This window comes from Streptomyces sp. NPDC051243, from assembly GCF_044455405.1.
Taxonomy (GTDB): Bacteria; Actinomycetota; Actinomycetes; order Streptomycetales; family Streptomycetaceae; genus Streptomyces.
Genome location: NZ_JBITES010000005.1, coordinates 119,280 through 139,044, shown reverse-complemented (window position 1 = coordinate 139,044; position 19,765 = coordinate 119,280). Strand labels below are relative to the sequence as shown.

6 protein-coding genes are annotated in these 19,765 nt (G+C 71.0%); 1 reads left to right on the top strand and 5 read right to left on the bottom strand.

Annotated elements, in window-relative coordinates:
- Positions 1-84: 84 nt before the first annotated feature.
- Positions 85-1,065 (top strand): esterase/lipase family protein, encoded by a 981-nt coding sequence (locus ACIBAG_RS14350; RefSeq protein ID WP_399104708.1) that lies wholly within the window; start codon positions 85-87, stop codon positions 1,063-1,065.
- 35 nt (positions 1,066-1,100) lie between these two features.
- Here the strand turns inward: ACIBAG_RS14350 and ACIBAG_RS14345 are convergent, their stop codons facing one another.
- From ACIBAG_RS14345 to ACIBAG_RS14325, 5 genes are all read right to left on the bottom strand, one after another.
- Entirely contained in the window at positions 1,101-1,577 is a 477-nt protein-coding gene (locus ACIBAG_RS14345) for a (2Fe-2S)-binding protein (protein ID WP_399104706.1), read from the bottom strand.
- Positions 1,578-1,589: 12 nt separating this feature from the next.
- Positions 1,590-3,932: a molybdopterin cofactor-binding domain-containing protein gene (locus ACIBAG_RS14340; RefSeq protein WP_399104704.1), complete on the bottom strand. Its 2,343-nt coding sequence runs from the start codon at positions 3,930-3,932 to the stop codon at positions 1,590-1,592.
- A gap of 156 nt (positions 3,933-4,088) precedes the next feature.
- Positions 4,089-4,928: a hypothetical protein gene (locus tag ACIBAG_RS14335; protein WP_399104702.1), complete on the bottom strand. Its 840-nt coding sequence runs from the start codon at positions 4,926-4,928 to the stop codon at positions 4,089-4,091.
- A gap of 49 nt (positions 4,929-4,977) precedes the next feature.
- On the bottom strand, positions 4,978-7,662 hold the full coding sequence (locus tag ACIBAG_RS14330) for a right-handed parallel beta-helix repeat-containing protein (RefSeq protein WP_399104700.1): 2,685 nt from the start codon (positions 7,660-7,662) through the stop codon (positions 4,978-4,980).
- Entirely contained in the window at positions 7,659-19,700 is a 12,042-nt protein-coding gene (locus ACIBAG_RS14325; RefSeq protein WP_399104698.1) for a hypothetical protein, read from the bottom strand. The genes ACIBAG_RS14330 and ACIBAG_RS14325 overlap by 4 nt, the downstream gene beginning before the upstream one ends.
- Between the last annotated feature and the right edge of the window lie 65 nt (positions 19,701-19,765).

The window sequence follows — 19,765 nt, the reverse complement described above, 5'->3', positions numbered from 1 at the left end:
CAATTCCCCTGCCATGCAATCCCCTTGTGACAGGCCACACGGATCCGCTGACGCTCCCCACGACCACCAAGAGGAGCCTCCACCATGCGCACCCGCAGACTCAGGCGCACCCGGCGCCGACGCCTTGTGACCTCGTCCCTGGCCGGGCTCACCGCGGCCGTCTGTATCGGCGTGGTCGGCGTCGACCGCTCCCAGGCGACCCCGGACCCGAGCGACGTCGCGCCGGTCGTGGCGGCCGATCCGGTCGCGGCGGCCGATCCGGTCGGCCCGCCCCAGGACGACTTCCCGTCGGCGCTCGCGTACTCCCTCGCCCACCCCACGGCCGTACCGACCGGCGCCAACGACTTCGCCTGCCGCCCCGGCCCCGCCCGTCCGCGTCCCGTCGTGCTGGTGCACGGCACCATGGAGAACCGCTACGACAACTGGGCGGCGCTGTCGCCGCAGCTGAAGGAGGCCGGGTACTGCGTCTTCGCGCTCAACTACGGCGGTGGTTCAGGAGCACTCCAGGCCACGGGTGACATGCGGGACTCGGCCCGGCAGCTGGCGGACTTCGTCGGCCGGGTCCGGGCGGCCACCGGCGTCGCGAAGGTCGACCTGGTGGGCCACTCGCAGGGCGGTGTGGTGTCGCGCTACTACGTCAAGCGGTTCGGGGGCGCGGCCGAAGTCGACAAACTCGTCGCCCTCAGCCCGGCCAACCACGGCACCACGTTCTCGGGTCTCGGCCTGCTCGCCGCCGCGATCCCGGGCGGCACCACGCTCCTCGGCGCGGGCTGCGAGGCGTGCAGCCAGCAGCTCGTCGGCTCGGACTTCCTCGAGGAACTCAACGCGGGCGGCGAGACCGACCCGGACCTCACCTACACGGTGATCGCCACGCGGTACGACGAGGTGGTCACCCCGTACACCTCGGCCTATCTCGATGCCGCCCCGAACGTCACCAACGTCAAGCTGCAGGACCTCTGCCCGGCCGATCTCTCCGAACACGCGGGCATCAGCTACGACGACGTCGCCACGCGCCTGGTGTTCAACGCCCTCGATCCGGCCCACGCACAGCGCCCCACCTGCTGACACCGTCGCCCCGTGGCCGCCGCCGCGGGGCACGTTCAGTACTTCCTCGCTCCCGCCACGATCGCCTCCCGGATGCGGTGGTACGTCCCGCAGCGGCAGACGTTGCGGATCTCGTCCAGGTCGGCCTCGCTGATCTCGCGGCCCTCCTCGCGAGCCAGGCGGACCTTGGCGACGGCGGTCATGATCTGGCCCGGCTGGCAGTAGCCGCACTGGGCGACGTCGTAGTCCAGCCAGGCCTCCTGCATCGGGTGCAGCTCGCTGCCGACGGTGGCGGGCAGGCCCTCGATGGTGGTGACCTCGTCGGTGGGGCGCAGGTCCTTCACCGGGACCGAACAGGGGTTGAAGGCCTTGCCGTTGATGTGGCTCGTGCAGGCCTGGCACACGCCGATTCCGCACCCGTACTTCGGTCCGGTGACGCCCAGGACGTCCCGCAGCACCCACAGCAGCCGTACGTCGTCCTCGATGTCCACGGTCACGGACTCGCCGTTGAGGATGAAGGTGTGTTCGGGCACGGTGGCTCCTGGCTACTGGAAGGCGCGGCTGAGGCCGTCGGTGGGGGACGCGGGGATCGGTGGGCTGGTGGGCAGCGGCTCGAAGCCGAGCGGTTCGCCGTGATTGAGGGGGAACGTCGTCGGCATGGTGCCCGTCGCGCGTCCGTAGGCGCAGGCCACGGCGGCCATGGCGCCGGCGACGGCCAACTCGCCCGCGCCACCCGGGGTCTCGGTGGTCGGCGGCATGACGACGATCTCCAGCTCCGGTGGGGTGTTCCAATGGCGGGTGTAGAAGTAGTTGTCCCAACTGCCTTCCAGGAAGTGCCCGCCCGCGAGGTGCAGCCCCGAGCTGAGGGTGATCGCGATGCCGTCCATGATGCCGCCCATCATCTGGGCCTCGAGGCCCTTCGGGTTCACCGCCAGGCCCACGTCCACGGCGCACACGACCTTGGTCACGCGCGGCCCGGTGTATGCGTCGGGGATCTCGCGTCCGGTGGTCTCCGGACGGCAGTCGATCTCCGCGAGGACCGCGACGTACGCGTGGTACTCGGGGTGGAGTGCGATGCCCTGCGCCGTCCCCTCCGGCATCTCACGTCCCCACTCCCCCACCTCGGCGACCTTGTCCAGTACCGCCCGCGCCCGCTCGTCCTTCAGGAAGGCGCGGCGGAACCGGTAGGGGTCCTTGCCCATGCGCCTGGCCAGTTCGTCCACCACCAGCTCCTGCGCGCACCGCACGTTGGGCGAGTAGATGTTGCGCATGGAGCCGGTGTTGAAGCGTTTGTCGGTCTCGCTGAGGAGCTGGGTGACGACGCCGAAGTGGTACGGGGTCTGCTGGGTGAGCGCGAAGACCGTCTCGGAGAAGGTGAGGTCGCCCACGGGCAGACGGGCGGCCTCGGCCGTGATGATCTCGCCGACGCCGTGACCGAAGTCGGTCGCCACGGAGGTGTGCCGCTGGTCGTAGGCGAGCACCTGGCCGAGGGCGTAGGTGGCGCGCACGCGTGAGGTGGACATGGGGTGGGTACGGCCCTGCCGGAAGTCGTCGGTCCGGTGCCACATCAGCTTGACCGGCTTGCCCATCGCCCGCGAGATCTCGGCGGCCTCGGCGGCGGCGTCGTGGAAGAGCTTGCGGCCGAAGGAGCCGCCGCCCTCGGTCACATGGACCTTGACCGCCGTCACCGGCAGGCCGAGCTTCGTCGCGATGTCCTCCTGGGCGACGATCGGCGACTTCAGGCTCGCCCAGATCTCGGCCGAGTCCTCACGTACGTCGGCGATGGCGCAGTTGGTCTCCAGGGCGCTGTTGCTGGCGAAGTGGAAGGTGAAGCGGGCGTCGACCGACTTGGTGAGCAAGTCGAGTCCCGGCAGCGGGAGTTCGGCCCTGCGCAGTTCGGCGCGGATGTCGTCGTCGGAGGCGCCCTCCGCGGTGCCCGGCCCCCAGGTGACCTCCAGCGCACGTACCGCGTCGATGCACTGCCCGAAGGTACGGCCGCGCACGGCGACGCCGGTCGAGACGCGGACGACGTCGGTGATGCCGGGCATGGCCCGCACCTGCGCCAGGTTCTCCACCGAGCGGACGGTGCCGTTGATCGTCGGCGGTCGGCACACCATCGTCGGCAGCGCGCCCGGCACGTGCACGTCCATGGCGAACTTCTTGCGGCCGGTGACCGCCTCCAGGGCGTCGATGCGCCGTCGCGCGGTGCCGATGACGTTGAAGTCGGCGGGCTCCTTCAGGGTTACGGCGACCTGGCCGGTGGCCACCGAGGCGGCCTTCTCGGCGAGTTCGCCGTAGCCGAGGCTCTTCCCGGTCACGGTCGAGGTGATGACACCCGCCTTCGCCGCCAACGTGCCGACGGCCTCGCCCAGTTCGAGCGCGGCGGCCCTCAGCAGCCGGCCACGGGCCACGGCGGCCGCGACGCGGATCGGGGTGTAGGTGGAGATGGTGGTGTTGGAGCCGCCGGTGAGCTGGTTGAACAGCAGCTCGGGCCGGGCGTCGGCGAGGGTGACGCGGATCCTGTCCAGCGGCAGGTCCAGTTCCTCCGCGATGAGCATGGCGCTGGAGGTGGTGATGCCCTGGCCGACCTCGGCGCGCGGCAGGGCGAAGGAGGCCGTACCGTCGGGGTCGAGGCGGATGGTGATCAGGTTCGCCGTGGGCAGCGCGGCGTGGGTGAGCATGTCGTTGAGGTCGTAGATCTCGGCCGGGCCCGGCACCGAGGGGACCGCCGCGGCGGCCTCGGTGGGTGCGAGGAGCGTCTCGCCGAGCGGGGCGGCGACGGTCAAGGTCGAGGCGGCCACCACGTACCCCAGGAACCTGCGTCGGCCGATGCCGTCGGTGGCGGGGGCGGACGCGGTGTCCGGCCGCTCCGGGCGGTGTGTTCCCATCGGCTGCCCTCCCGACGACGTGGCCTGCACCCGTCCAGTGCGGCTCCTGACTGTGCACGGCCGACGCGCGTTCCGGAAGATCCCTGGAGCACTTCGACACGCAACACCCACATCGCGCCGCACTCGTGAAGCCGGTGGCCGTCGGCGGCTCCCGGCTCAGAAACCGCCCTTGCGGTACTCGGTGGCCCCGCCGGTGGAGGTGGCGGTGACGTTGTAGCGGTCGCCGCCGGCGTCACGATTGCCCTGGTTGTGGTTGTACTGGAACCTGAAGACGTAGGTGCCGGGCTCGAGGGTGTTTCCCGGCTTCAGCGTCACCACGTAGTCCAGCTCGCCGCTGCTCGACGCGGAGGCCACTGACACCTTGTCCCCGAGGTTGGTCCAGGTGCCCGTGCTGGCGACGCCGCCCGTCTGCACGATCTTGACGACCACCTTGAGGCTTTTGAGTGTCTTCGTGGTCTGCACGGTGACGCGGCTCTGGTCCCAGTAGGCATTGGAGTCGCCCTCCACGACGGCGTCGGACCAGAGGTAGCCGGCCGGCGCCTGCTGCGAGGTGTCCGTCGACCGGGGCGCGGAGGTCCGTGCCGCCCCGGTCGTACCGCCGTCGTCGGTCCGGTCCGAGCCGCCGGAGCCGGCGCCCCCGCCGCCGGGGGCGGGGAGATAGACCACCGCCGGACCCTTGTCCCGTTCCTGCCGCTCGGGTGCGGCCGAGGACGCGGGCGCGCTCGGCGTACCGCTGTCCACAGGGGCCTTGTCCTGCACGGCGTCCTTCTTCTCGGCCGCCGTGGTCACCGTGTCCTCGCTTCCGCTGCTGAAGTCGATCTGGGAGACGATCGCCGTGGCGCCCGTGATCACCAGGACGACGGCGGCGCAACCCCCGACGGCGTTCCAGACTCTGCGGCCGGGCAGGAAGCCGCGCAGCGGGGTACGCGCCTTGCGGGCGAACAGGTCGGCGAACTCGCCGTCCGAGCGGGTGGGTCGAACGGGGGTCTGCGGCATGAGGCGGGTCCTTAGGGGTGGGCTTCGAGAGGGGGCGGGCCGGGTCGCCCTACGGGAGGTCTTCCGGCGTGAGTGTCATCAGGTCCGACTCAGAGATGTCGGGCAGCTCGGCTACGCGGTAGGCCTGACGCTCCGTCATCGTCTGGAACAACTGGCGGGCGGCGCGGCCGTTGCCGAATCCGCGTTCCCGGGGCAGCGTGTCGAAGTGGGCGGTCAGGGCCTCGCGGGTGGTCGGCGTGAGCTCGTACTGGTGCTGGGCCGCCTGGTGCTCCACGATGCTGACCAGTTCCGCGGAGCCGTAGTCCTCGAAGAGCAGCGTGCGGTTGAAGCGAGAGGCCAGACCGGGGTTGGAGCGCACGAACGTCTCCATCTCCCGCGGGTATCCGGCGACGATCACCACCACGTCGTCGCGGTGGTCCTCCATCAGCTTCAGCAGGGTGGCGATCGCCTCTTGGCCGAAGTCGTTGGTGCCGGCGTACTGGGTGAGGGTGTAGGCCTCGTCGACGAAGAGGACGCCGCCGCGGGCCTGTTCGAAGACGCGCGTGGTCTTCGGGCCGGTGTGGCCGACGTACTCGCCGACCAGGGCGGAGCGGTCGGCCTCGACCAGATGGCCGCGGTCGAGGAGGCCGACGGCGGCGAGGATACGGCCGTAGAGGCGGGCGACGGTGGTCTTGCCGGTGCCGGGGTTGCCGGTGAAGACCAGGTGGCGGCTGAGCGGGGGTGCGGACAGGCCCATCTCCTCGCGGCGGCGCACGGTCTGCATCAGTTTCACCAGCGAGGAGACGTCGTTCTTGACCCGGTCCAGACCGGCCAGTCCGTCGAGTTCGGCCAGCAGGTCTTCCAAGGTGTCCTCAGAAGGGGCTTCGGTCTCCCGCGCCTGGGTCGCCGGGGCTGTGTCGCCGCCCTCGGCGGACGCGAGCGCCTCGGCGCGGCCGGTGGGCAGGGCGGGGTTGGTCACGTCGCGTGAGACGCAGCCGTCGAACACCGGACGGGCTCCCTTCTCCGCCGCGACGTCCTCCTCCGCGTCCCGCACCACACAGCCGCGCAGCACGGGCGCGCTGCCGGCCGCCATATGGACGGCCGGGAACGCCTCGCCGTCGCGGCCGGCGCCGGCGAAGACGCACTCCTCGAAGGTGCCGCGTGCCTTCTCACCGACGAACAGGCTGTTCTTGCCGGTGCGGGCCACGGTGACGGCCTTGACGCGTGGTTCGGCCGCGGGGCCCAGGACCAGTCCGGAGCCGGTCGCGTCGCGCACGGTGCAGTCCTCGATGCTGGGTGTCGCGCGCTCGCCGATCACGAGGCCCGCGGTGCCGGTACCGCTGATCCGGCAGTCCCGCAGCACGGCCGTGGCGCCGGGTCCGCAGGTGATGCCGGCGCGTTCGGCCTGCGTGACGTCGCACTCCTCCAGGACGACCGTGCCGGCGGACTCGGCGTTGATCCCCGTGCGGCCGCGCAGCACGGACAGTCCGCGAATCCGGGCGGCCGCCGCCGAGTCGATCTGGAGGCCCGAGAGTCCGCAGTCGCTGATGCGCACGCCTTCGACGGTGAGCTCGGCCCGGTCGGTGGCCCGGACGCCGTGTTCCGGCGTGGAGCCGATCCGGCAGTCGCTCAGCGACAGCCGGGAGTCGTCGCAGGCATGGACGGCGCTGAAACCGCAGTCCGTCACATCGCTCGACGCCAGGGTCACCCGCGAACGGTCGCCCGCCAGCAGGCCGTTGGCCCGGCTGCCGTGCACCGAGGTGCCCTCGGCGGACAGCCGTGCGTTGCCCCGGGCCACCAGGCACGAGCCGTGCGGCCGGTCCACCCGGCAGTCGACGAGTACGGCCGTGCTGTCGTCGTCGGCGCTCACGCCGGCCCCGGAGCCGCCCCGTATCCCTGTGGTCAGGAGCAGGACGTCCCCGGTGCCGGAGACGGCGACCCCGTCCGTGCCGGTACGCAGCACCTGGCAGTCGGCGAGGACCACACCCCCGTCGGCGGCCTCGGGACGCCCCGGGCTCCCCTCGGGACGGCGGGAACTTCCCAGCACCCGTATGCCTTCCGCGCCGGTCTCCTCCAACCGGCAGTCCAGCACGGCCACGGACGCCTCGTCCTCGATCAGCAGCCCGCTGCGGCCGGGGCCGGTGACACGGCAGTCACGGAGCACGGCCGCGGCCCGGCCCCGTACGCGGACCCCGGATCCGGTGACGTCCCGGACCGTCAGCCCGAGGAGGTCGGCCGTCGTGGCGGAGCCCAGGACGACTCCGGTGCCGTCGACGTCCTCGACCAACGTGTCGATCAGCTCGGTCCGGCCGGTGGTGTTCGCGTGCACCCCGGCCAGGGCCGCACCGGAAACCCGGCAGTCGCGCAGCGACAGCGAGGCGTCGGAGCCGGCCTCGACCCGGCCGCCGGATATCTCACAGCCGTCCAGCTCCAGGCCGCCGGCCGCCACCAGTACGGCGGGCAGGGCCGGGTCCTGGCCGGTCAGCGCGATTCCGTCGACGCGGACGTGCGGTGCGGTGATCTCCAGGACGGGTCGGCCGGGGTCCGCCGCCAGCAGCCTTACGGCGTGGTCCGGCCCTTCGTCCGGCAGCAGGCTCACCGCGCGGTCCAGGACCAGCACCTCGACGTAGTCGCCGGGGGCGATCCGGATCTCGTCGCCGTCGGCCGCGGCGCGTACGGCGGCGGTGATGCTGCGGTGGGCGCCGCGGCCCTTGGGGGCGACCCGGTGCACGGCAGGGATGGCGGTGACGGTCACGGGAGCTCCAATCCCTCGACTGGTGCGTCGGGTTGATCGGCCGGGGGCTGCGAAGGCGGTGGTGGCGGTGGCGCGGCGGGGGTGGTGGCCGGCTTCGGGAACGCCCGGCCGGGAGACGGCAGGTGGCCCCCGTTCTGGCTGTCCGCCTGGCTGATCTGGAAGGCGATGTACCGGGACAGCGCGGACTCGACCCAGTTCATGCCCAGTTCGCCGAGGCCGCCCTTGTGGAAGACCCGGGAGCCCGTGGCCAGGTGCCAGGCGTTGCGTGCCAGGCCGGTGCTCACCCCGCCGAACAGCGAGCCCGCGGCACCCCACATGCCGGCCCGCAGCGCGTCGACGCCCTGGACCTCGTTGCCGTTGACCCCGAACACCGACGCGCTGATGGCGTTGCTGACGAAACCGCTGAGCGCGCCGGTCGCGAGGCCCACGGTGTTGGCGTAGGTGGCGCTGCGCCAGCGGGTGGGCTTCTCGAAGGCGGCCCAGTCGGTGACCCAGTCGTCGGTGTTGCCTGCCAACGCCTGCTTGGGATGAGCGCCCCAGTCGCGCGCGCCCAAGCTGGTCTTGAAGTACCCGAGCGGGGTGTGGTTGTACAGGGTGTTGAGTCCGCCGCTGAAGGTGCCGCCGACCGCGCCGGACAGCAGCGCCTTGAAGACGTCCTCCGGCTTGAGACTGCCGTTGTTGGTGAGCTCGGTGATCAGCAGGCCCGCGGTGAAGTCGGTGACGAAGCCGGTGCTGAACGAGGTGAGGAAGCTGCGGAGCTCGCGCTGCCACATGGGCATCTCGACGGACTCGCCGTTCCTGACCCCTTGGAACAGACCGTGCCACGGGTCCTGGACCTCTCGCAGATAGCCGAGGGCCTCGATGTCGGCGCCGCGGTAGTCGAACTCCCGGCCGATGAGCTGCCAGGCCCGGTCGCCGGGCAGGCCGACCTCGCCGCCGACCCTGGGCAGGACCCCGGCGAGGTAGTGGGGCATGACGGCCGGGCCCGACATGCTGAGTCGGCCGAAGGGGTCGGTCCGGTAGACCCGTCCGTCGAAGACGCGCTGCTCGACCAGATGGCCGTTCTGGTACTCCCGCCACTGGCCCCACTGCTTGTCGACCTCGCGGTAGCGGACGGGATCGCCGTCCACCTTGACGCGCTCGCGGAAGACCTTGCCGAGGTCGTACTCCTTCCAGGCCTCCCGGTCCACGCGGACCGTGCTGGGCGTCTCGAAGTGGCGCGCTGACTGGTCGAGCAGATCGCGCAGCGTCGTCGCACGCGTGAGGTCGACCGCGGGCGACGCGGGGCGCTGCGGGGTGACGATCTCGTACGCGTACTCGCGCACCCGGCCGCCGTCCCTGCTGCGGACCACCTGATCGTCGATAAGGTCCCGCCAGCGGCCCTTCGCGACGTCGTCGTACACCCGGACGCCCTCGGAGTGGACCGTGCCGTCGGCGGCGGTCTTCGTCCACATGTAGGTGCCGTCGGGCTGCCGCACCGCGTCGACCCAGGAGGCATTGACGTCGGTGGCGTTGCGCTCGCGCACCACGTTGCCGAGCCGGTCGAGGTCGACGAAGGAGTCGTCCCAGGTGCGTGAGTAGAGCGAGCCGCGGTTCTGCTTGCGTATGCCCTCGTCGAGCACCGTGGCCGGGTTTGCGGAGTCGTACGTCTTCCATGTCCAACTGGTGCGGTAGGGGCTGCCGGACGACTCGACGAACACGTCACCCACCAGGTCCCGCCGACCGGTGACGTGCAGCAGCGAGTTCTTGTCGACCCAGATGCCCACGCGGTCGTTTGCGGCGAGGGCCCGCAGAGTCGGTGCCTCGAAGAGGTACTCGCGTGTCCCGGCACCCTCGCTGCGCAGCCGGACGCGCTCGACGCCCTCGCCGTCGGTGAAGACGTCCCGCCACCCTCCGACGCCGTCGGCGTGCCGCGTGCCGGTCTCGCCGGTCGTCGTGTTCCGCCAGTGCAGCTCGTACGGGGCACCCTCGCGGAACTCGGGAAGCGGCGCCCAGCGCGTGGCGTCGTCGGCGCTGCGCCCGACCTCGATGACACTGCCGTCGTCCAGCTTGCGGCTCTCCCGCACGACGCGGCCGAACTGGTCGACGTCGACCCAGTTGGCGCCCGAGGGGTTGAGCCGGACACCGGTCACCGTGGTGCCGTCGGCAGCGGTCTGGGTCCAGTGGCTCACGCGCTGCAGGGAGTCGCCCGCGAACAGGTCAGCGAAGAAGTTGTCGAACGGGTTGCGGCCCGCCGCTCCCTTCCACATGAAGGCGGGCGGACGCATGTCGGCGAACCGCTTGACGAGCAGGCTGCCGCCGTCCGCCAGCGTCTCCAGGCTCTCGATCTGCGCGTTCGCCGGGCCCTGACCGACATATGTGCCGGGGTCGATCCTTGTTCCGGCCGGGGCGTGGCCGGGCAGCAGTGAGTGCTCCTGGTACATCCGGGAGCCGTGCAGTCCGCCGAACGGCCAGGTCTGGCCACGCCGTTGGGCCACCGTCTCCAGGCCCGTGACGGGGTCGAGGAAGGTGTCCTTGAAGCCGACGTGGTTCGCGCTCCAGTGCCGGGTGCCGGAGAGCGCCTCCACGCCGTCCTTGTCGAAGCGCTGCCAGGTCCAGTGGCCGTCGGCCCCCTTCTCGGCGCGCACGAGGCCGCCGTCGAGGGCCTTGTGGTACGTGCGCACGTCGGAGGTGTTGAGCAGGCGCCAGGAACCGTCCGGCACGTCGTGGTACGTCCGCTGGTCCGGGTCCCCGATGCGCTCGCCGGACCGGACCCGGTTGCCCGCGTCGTCGAACTCGGTCCAGCGGGCGTGACCGAAGCGGTCCCGGGCGATGTGCAGGGTGTTGCCGTTCTTGAGGACCTCGTACTCGAACAGGGTGACCTTGCCGGGCTCCTTGCCGGTCAGCTTGAACTGTCCGGTGGGAGACGTCTCCAGCTTGGCGGTGTCGAAGCGGCCGGTGAACGGGGTGCGGTCGCCGTCGACGCGGACGCCCTTGCCGGTCACGTGGTCGATGGTCCAGTACGAGCCGGTGGGCTTGCCTCCGCTGCCGCGGATGGCGACGGTCTCCTCCAGCAGCTTGCCACCGCTCGCGTCGAAGACGGTCCGCTCCAGCGGTTGGGTGGCCGGCCCGGTGTGGATCAGGGCGATACGGCCGTCGTCGAGCCGCTCCGCGCGCAGGGTCAGGGACGCGTTGCCCGACGTGTCGAGGACCCGGGGCACCCCGTCCGGAGCGGCCGCCTCGAACCGGAACACGCCCCGGCCGCCGACGAGTTGGACGTCCCTCAGGGCGAGCGTGCCCTCGGGGCCGTAGTGCCACTTCGTCGTACCGGCGGCGTCGGTGACGGTGAAGCCGCCGCGCACCTCGGTCGGGAGGTTCGGGTCGAGTCGCGTGAGGGTGAACGCGTCGTCGGCCACATGCGTGCCCACGAGCTGGAAGGAGTCGGGGGCCCAACCGCCCTCGGTCGAGCGGCCGGTGAGCCCGAGCTTGGTCCCGTCGAGCTCAGCGGGGCCGCCCCGGACGAACACTTCCCGGTAGAGCAGCTCGCGGTTGGGGCCGAAGCCGGTGGTCAGGTCCGTCGGTGTGTGCGTGACGGTGAAGCGGCTGCCGCCGGGGCCGCCGTGCGGGGTCGGCGTGACGGTGAAGTCGCCGAAGACGCGGCTGCTGCCGCCCTGGAGGTCCTCCAGGCGCGTGGCCAGGGGCAGGTTCTGGTACTCCCGCATGACGGTGGCGGCGCCCTGCCGGATGCCCTCGTGGGCCTGTGCGGTCATGTGGCGGAGCTGGTCGTGGAGGAGTTCGGGCCGCAGCCCGGGGAACCTGTTCAGCGAGTCGGTGGCGTCGCCTGCGAGCTGCTGCACCCGCAGGAGGTCCAGGTTCTGGATGGCGTGGGAGTCGGGTGCGGCATGCAGGAACTCCATGGCTCCGGAGATGGACGACAGGTCCGCCGCTGCCGCTTCCTCGGGCAGGGCGGCCCGTATGCCCGATGCCTCGTCGAGGGTGCGGTCGAAGAGCTGGGAGATGTCGGTGAGGCCCTCGTCGAGGACGTCTTCCTCCGGGATGGAGCTGAGCGGGAAGCGCTCGGACAGCGGGTCCACCAGCCGAGTCGGCTGCGCCCCGTGCGCGCCCTCCGTGAACCGCAGGAAGCCCGAGCCGTCACTGGCCGGCAGGTCGCGGAAGACGAGGGCCCCGGTCCGGTCGAAGTGGAAGCGGCTGCCGGTGACGGTATCGGTGAGGGTGAAGCCACCGGGCAGCCGCCCGGCGAGCGCGCCCTCCGGCGCGGTGACCTGCAGCGACCTGACGGCACTGTCAGGACCGAGCAGATCGACCTGCGTGAACCCGCCCGCCTCGTTGCGGGTCGCCGAGACCCGCAGGCCGGCGGGGAGTCCCTCCCCGGTGAGCACGGCCTCGCGGCCCAGGAAAGAGCCGTCCTGGGCGAAGGTCCACGTCGTGTTCCCGGCCGGGTCGGTGATGACGAACCCGCCGTCCGGGATCCGTTCGACCGTGAAGTCCGCGCCGCGGACCGTTCCGTCCGCCGCCGGGGCACGGTCGAGGAGTTCGAGGCGGAAGGAGCCCGGTGCCGAGTCGGTGGACGGTACGCGCACCACCCGTATCTCAAGATCGGCGAGGTCGTCCGCGCCGGTCAGCCGGATCCCGGGCGTCCGTTCCAGGAGCCCGGTCCAGTGCTCGTCCAGGGTTCGCCAGGCCGCGCGGAGGTCGAGGTCGGGCGCGTCGCCCGGGTTCAGCCGGGTGAGCCACTGGTCGCCGTGCTCTCCGAGGGCGTCGGACAGTCGCAGGGCGGCGGCATCGTCCAGGCCGGACAGGTGCGGAACGGCACCGAGGGACAGATCGGCGACATCCGGCATCGGACGCACGCCGCCCGATGCCTCGTCCAGGGTGCGCTGGAAGATCCCGGCGAGGTCGTCCAGGCCCGAGGAGCCGCCGAGGTCGTCGAGCCGGACGGGCGGGACATCGGGCGCGCCCTCCGTGAAGCGCAGGAACCCGGAGCCGTCATGGGCCGGCAGGTCGCGGAACGCGAGGTTGAGGTCGGCGTCGTAGTGGAAGCGGCTGCCCGTGACGCTGTCGGTCAGGGTGAAGCCGCCCGGCAAACGGTCCTGAAGCGACCGGTCGATGGTGGTGAGCGGGAACGAATCGGTGACTTCGCGGGGACCGACCAGCCCCACGATCCTGGAGGTGATGCCGTCCGTCGTGGTCGTGGCCGTGGTCCTGAACCACAACCCGGACGGCAGCCCCAGATCGTGGTCGACGAGCGCCGTCTCGCGGGCGAGGAACTCGCCGCCGGCGCTGAACTCCCAGCGGGTGGTGCCGGCCGGGTCGGTGACGCGGAACGCGCCGCTGTCCAGGCGCTCCACCGTGAACCGCGGCTGCGGTCCCGGCCCGTGGGGCGCCGGGACGGCCTGCGTGACGTCCAGCCGGAACGTACCGGGCACGCCGTCGGCGGCGTTACCGCCGACGATCCGGAACTCCAGCCCGGCCAGGTCGCCCGCGCCGGACAGCGGCACGTCCTGGAACTCGGTCAGGCGCGCGAGGGGCAGGCCGGCGGGCGGCGTGACGTCCGCCGCACGCGCGACGGCCGGCGCGTCGGCACCGGGCAGCTCGATCCTGGGCAGGTCGATCGCGCCGCCGTCCAGGGGGTTGTGCTCGGGGACGGAGTGCAGCGGGAAACGCTCGGACAGCGGGCCGCCGAAGTCGTCGACGGCCGTCAGCGGGCCGACGTTCGGGTCCGGCAGGGTCGTTCCGGCCGTTTCCGGCAGGGTCGTCCCGGCAGCGTCCAGCCGTATCGGCGGCGCGTCCGCAGGGAGGTCCACGAACCGGCCCGCCCGGTCGAAGACGAACCGGTCGCCGGTCGCCAGGTCGGTCACCGCGAAGCCCCCGGCCGGCAGCCGCCCGGCCGCGTCACCACCCGGCAGCCGTACGACGGAGAAGGCCCCGTCACCCAGCCCCGGCGCGGTCAACCGGAGGGTCGGCACCATCTCACCGCCCGGCCCTCGGGTGAACGTCGTGACCAGCCGTGCGTCGGTCAGTGCACCGCCGGCGTGGCCGGAGAGCCGCAGTTCCTCGGACAGTCGTGTGCCGTCGAGGTCGAACCGGGCGACCCACGCCCCGTCCGGCGTCCCCACCTTCACCCCGGTGACGACACCGAGCGCGCCCCTGACAGGTTCGGTCGCCACACCCCCGGCCAGCGGCACCCCGTCCGGACCGACCCACCGCGGCAGCGTGTCCGGACCCGGCGCGGCCTCGAACCGCAGGAAACCGTCCGTCCCCGGCACCCGGTAGTCGCGGAACTGAAGAGCCTCGTCCGCACCGAACACCAGGCGCGCACCGCCCGCTTCGTCGGTGAGCGTGAAACCGCCCCCCTCCAGCGGAGCCCGGTCCCACTCCACCCGCATGTGCGACGTCCCGGCGACCTGCTCCGGACGCAGAAGCACCGTCTCAGTGCGGGGCGCGGGAGCGTCGAACCGGTCCAGCCGTGTCATGTTCGTCGTGAACGGGTCGCCTGCGCGGAGGCTGCCGGCCAGCTCGTCACCGACCCCGCGGACCGCACCGCCGGCGGGAAGGATGTCGGCGAACACGATCACCTTGGCCTTGTCACCGAACTCGCCGATCAGTTCCTGCGCGAAGTGACCGTCCCGCACCAACACCTGGTTGATCTTGATCTGGGTGTTGACCGGGAACGTCACTTCCGCCTCGGCCAGGTTCTCCGACCCCAGTACCCGGCCCGGATGACCCTGCTCCGGCACGTCGAACTTCCAGATCAGTGCCTTCGAGTTGACGAAGTTGTGCGTGGTGGCACTGCCCGTGGTCGTGGACATGATCCCCGGCCAGGAGATGGTCCTGCCGACGTCGTGGTACCCGCCTCCCGGGTAGTGCGCCGGATCCAGGATCCCGTCGAACGACGAGAAGATCTGCTGACTGTCGCCGCGCACCACGGTGTTGCCCGGGATCACCGGGGACGGGAAGTCGTCCCACGCCCGGTGGATGGCCTTGATGCTGTCATGCCACCTGTGGAGGTCCTGCAAGTCCCAGGACTCCGTCACCTCCCGCGACGCGTACCCGCGTTCCGTGGCCACCCGCTTCCAGTTCTCCAGAACGTCCGCGGCCCGGTCCGAGAAGTCGAAACCCACATGTCGCACCTGTGCCGCCGTGTATCCGGCCTCCTCGAACGCGGCCAGCAGCGGATTGATCGACCGGTACCCCGAGCTCAGGTACTTCCCGCCCTCCTGCAGATCCGCCTTCTTCAGCTGCTCGGCCGCCCTCTTCAGCTGTTCCGCCTCGAACACCTGGCGTGAGGCGGCGGCGTTGTCGAGGGTCGCCCACGCGCGATCGCTGGCGGAGACCAGGGAAACGGAGCCGTCTTCGGTGTTCCTGATCTTGTAGCGTCCGAACGTCGCCTTGCCGTCGATGACCCAGTGCGAGGTGTCCCCGCCCGGTGCGTGCCTGACCACGGGGGTCCCGGCATCCAGTCCCGACCCCAACCCGTGTGCGCCCGCGGAGGGCGGTGGAACCGGTGCCATTCCCACGATTCCCTTGCCGAGCGGCGGAACGGGGGGAGCGGAAGGAGCGTGAGGAACCGGGTGAACGGACGGAACGGCGGGAGGCCGCGGCGGTGCCAGCGGAGCCGGAGGCGGCGTCGTGGCGGTGACGGGAGCGGCCGGGACCGCCGGGCCGTCGAAGGCCACGCGCTCACCGGTCGGGCCGACCTCGCCGATGCGCAGAGTGCCCGAGTTCAAGCCCTCGGGGCCGCGCAGTTCGGCGAAGACGGGCTTCACCTCGAAGTCCGCCTTGAACGTGTCCGACAGACGGAGCTTGCCGGCGGCCTCGTCGAGACCCCGGAGCGAGCCGGCCGACAGCGCGTCACCGATCCCGGAGGAGGCTCCCGCCCTGGGGTACGGACCCTCCAGATAGCTCCTGGGAATGACGCCCTTGATCAGCCATTCCTGGTCACGGGTGGTGTTGAGCAGGACCCGGACATCCGCGACGAACTTGTTGGACTTGGCCGGATTGACGTCGTGGCTCTTGAGGAAGTTCAGGACGTCCTGCCGGGAGCTGTTCCCGCTGAGCGCGGAGGTGAAGTCCAGGCGTTTGCCGATGGTCCTTTCGATCTGGTCGGCGATCAGCCGCTGCAGATCCTTGGCCGGGAGAATCCCCACGTCCGGCAGCCGTCCGGCCTTGATGTCCACGCCCAGCCTGTAGGCGTCGAGGGTGAACTCCATGTCGCCGTAGACCTTGTGGTTGCCGATTTCGGCGAAGGAGGTGAAAGGGCTGTTGCTCTTTCGCGTGGCGTTCTCCGCGCCGGCGACATGCTGGAACGCGGTCGTCCTTCCTTCCGGGTTGGCGGGGATCATGCCGACGTCCGGATCGAAGTACGACTTTCGCAGCCCCTTGAGGTCCTGCTGGACCATGTGGAAGTTGTCCTGCCGGACGAGCTTGACGCCGCGCAGGTCCTCAAGGTCGACGTTGGACATGTAGAAGTCGTCCGACTTGAGGACCGGCTTGCGCACTTCCACCGGCGGCAGCCCGGATCCGGAGGCGCGGCCCGCCGATTCCAGTGCGTTCGTGGGGGCCGTGAGTGATGTGCTCGGTGCGGCCGGTACGTGCTTCAGGGAGTCGACCGTCGCATACGGGCCCCTCAGGTAGTCCGAGGGGATGACGCCCTTGATCAGCCAGGTGTTGTCCCGGCGCACCTGCAACAGGGTCTTGATATCGGCGGTGACGTTGGCGGCCACCCGCTTGGCGACGCCGTTCTTGGCCAGGAACTCCTGGATCTCCTTGTTCCCGGTCGTGTGGGTGAACGTCGACGGGACTTCCAGATCGAGCACTTCGGTCTTGTTCCGGATCTGTTCGAGGATCTTGTCCTGGACCTTGGTGGTGGAGAGGATCTCGATGTTCCTGACGTTCTCGACCCCGGCGTTGATGTCATTCCGGAGGGCGATCAGATCGAGTCCGATCTCCTGGTTTCCGTAACTCTTGACGATGCTGCCGGGCGGGGAAAAGGCCGTGAACGGGCTTTCCGCCTTGAACGCCTTGGCGTTGGTCGTCGACACCGCCTGGAGCGGATTGATGGTGCCGTCGATCTTGACCGGTACGAGGCCGTCGGAGGTCAGATGGCTCTTCATGCCGGACTTGAGGCTCGACGCCGCGAAGTCCATGTCCTGCCGCACCAGCCAGTGGACCTGTGGCACGACCGGCACGTCCACCTGTGCCGGATCGGCGCCGTGGACCGTCGACGGGCCCGCCGGCACCTCCGGGCGCACTGGGACGTCGACGCGCAGGGGCGCGCCGTCCGGGCCGAACCTGGTGACTATGCCGTCGGGGGCGGTGACGGTGAAGTGGCCGTCGACCATCTCCACCTTGACGTCCGGGACGATCCCGGCGTCCGTTCTGAGTACGTAGGTGATCTGCTCCCCGGGCTCCATCGTGATCCACTGCCCGGTGGGCCGTGCCAGGTCGTCCAGCAGCCGGAGTTCGCCGACGGGCAGGTGCGCCCCCGGACCCTCCAGGCGGACCATCATCACCGTGATGTTCTGGCGGACGGTGTCCAGGTTCATGCCGAGCCGGTCGAATTCGAGCCGCGCGTGATTGAACTTCAACTCGGCCGCGCTCAGGTCCAGTTCGGCCTCGGCACGGTGCAGGGGCGACACGTGGGGCAGGTCGGCGACCTGGGCGAGCTTCTGGCCGGCCGTGTCGAGGTCGACGGCGGCGTTCTGTGCCCTGACCCAGGCCTGGAAGCGCTCGGCGCCGGTCTTGCCGACGGCTCCGCCGGTGATGATCTCGCGCAGGGTGAGCGGGGGGAACCCGGGCTGTGCGGAAACCGGCTTGGTGACGAGGTCGGTCTTCACCGGCCCCAGCCCCAGCAACTCCCGTGCCCGGCCCAGCTCGCCCGGCCTGTCCGGGAGCAGCCGGGCCAGCTCGTCGAGCTTGAAGCCGAGGCCCGCCGGCGAGTCCACTCCGGTGAACTTCCCTGCCAGCGGGCCGGTGCCCAGGTCGTCGGGGTCGAGGACGCGGACCGTCACCTCGTCCTTCAGCCCGACATGGACGTTCACCGGGTCCGTCTTGCCGATGCGCAGGATCACCCCGTCCGGTACGACGTCCACCAGGTCGATCTCACCGTCGAGTATCTTGCGCAGCTGGCCCGTGGTCAGGCCGCCGAAGTTGCCGTCGATGCTGAAGGGCGCCAGCTCGGCCAGCTCGTCCATGGGCTTCAGCAGGCCGGTCCCGGTGCGGTCCATGCCCGTGAAGGCGTCCAGGTCCCGCAGTCGGGCGACCGCGCTCTGCGGCTGCTCCAGCAGAGGGGACCGGACGGCGGTGCCGGTCCCGGCCAACTCGTCGAGGTCGTCCAGGGCGTCGAGGGCGTTGCGGAACTGCGGGGGCAGCAGCCCACCGGCGCCCAGGTCCGCCACATCGATGCCGCCGCCCCGCAGCAGGGGGCCGGAGCGGGAGCCGAGGGCGTCCAGGTCCCTGAAGGCGGCCGGCTCCACGAGGTCGTCGAAGGCGCTGGAGAACCGGCCCGAGGGCATCCCGGGAACGCGGGGCAGCGAGCTCGCGCCGGTCGAGCGTGGCAGCGCGGCCGGCGCAGGCGTGAACTCGGTCAGCGCGTCGACCGCGTCGTCCCAGGCCGGGGTGCCGGGCACGACCAGCCTGCCTTGTTCCCCGAGCGGCCTCGGCGCGTCGGGGGTGCGCAGCCCTCGGCCGGTCCTCGCAGCCAGGTCGCCGGCGACAGAACCCGCGGCCCTGCCGAGGGCACCGCCGATCGGGGGCTTCCTGAGCAGGCCGCGTTCGAGGATGCCCATGCGCCAGGCACCCCGGAAGCCGAACTTGGCGAGCTCGGAGTAGCGCAGCGGCAGGAGCGCCGACAGCACGAAGTCGAAGGCCCGGCCCACGTTGGTGAGCGCGTAGACGCCCAGCCGTCGGCCCATGCCTCCGCCGACGAAAGCGGTAGCCATGAAGAAGTCGCGGCGCAGCGCGAACCGCCCCCACCGCACCGCGCCCCTGGCGAGGCCGCCGGCCGTCCGCATCGCGCTCGCGAAGGCCCGGGGCGTGCCGGCGAGCAGGCCGGGCAGCCGGGACATGCCGGTGGCGAACATGCGGCCGCCGGCCTGGAACAGCTTCCACAGCCCCTGGCCGGTCAGGGCGGCCATCGTCCGGGGCGCCATCACGAGTCTGCCGGCCTGCAGCACGAGACGGCCTCCCGCGGAGAGGGCCCTGCCGGCACCCTTCGCGCCGATACTGGCGCCGGCCTTGAGCATGCGCATCAGTCCGCCGGCCGTGGTGAGGCCCTTGGTCGACGGGAAGAGCATGCCGAGGAAGGCAAGGCCGAGGCCGAGGCCGTTGATCTTGCCCTGGCGGTAGTCCACCAGCGCCTTGAAGAAGAGGACAGCGCTCAGGCCCAACGCCAGCAGCCCCAGCGGGCCGCCGACGATCATCGCCACGATCGAGACCACGATCGTGACGATCTCCAGTGCCTTCCAGAGCCCCTCGATGAACCTCTGCTTGAAACTCTTCTTCGGCGGCGCGATGGGCGAGGACACCATGTCGGCCGCCGACCGGAGGGCGTCCTCGAGGATCTTGGCCTCACCGGTGATGAAGTCGACCTCGGCCGCGATGTCGTTCTTCGCGGCGGTGAGTTCCGCGGGGGGCGGGGCGTCCTTCCCCACCAGGCCGGCCGGCGGGATCGCCACCGCGCCGCCTCGTGCCGCGGCGCTCTCGGCCCGGCCCTGGGCCTCCCGCAGTGCGTTCGCGTATCTGGCCGTGGCCGAGGCCGCGAGGTCGAAGGCGCTGTGGGCGTTCGCCATGAACTTCTTGAGCGACTGCTTCACGTAGGTGCGCAGAGCGTCCGCCGTCTTTCCCTCGAAGCCGCCGTCCGACGCGGTGCGCAGCATGTTGTCGAGGCCGGCGTCGACGTCACCCGCCAGATCCCGAAGCAGGCGGAAATCCCGTGTGAAGCCGTCGAGGACACGAGGATTCCCGGCGACGGGATTTCCGCCGTACCCCACTTGATTCCAGTCGCCAGGGCTGGCCACAAGGTCCTCCAAGGTGTCCACGGCGCAAGGGTCGGCCCTTTGCATGCGGATGACTTCCTGGTGACGCATTCAAGGGGATCAGCGGT

What these genes read in the sequence shown, in the direction of transcription:
- ACIBAG_RS14350 (WP_399104708.1), top strand. Translation starts at nt 85, where the DNA reads ATGCGCACCCGCAGACTCAGGCGCACCCGGCGCCGACGCCTTGTGACC.
- ACIBAG_RS14335 (WP_399104702.1), bottom strand. Translation starts at nt 4,928, where the DNA reads ATGCCGCAGACCCCCGTTCGACCCACCCGCTCGGACGGCGAGTTCGCC.
- ACIBAG_RS14340 (WP_399104704.1), bottom strand. Translation starts at nt 3,932, where the DNA reads ATGGGAACACACCGCCCGGAGCGGCCGGACACCGCGTCCGCCCCCGCC.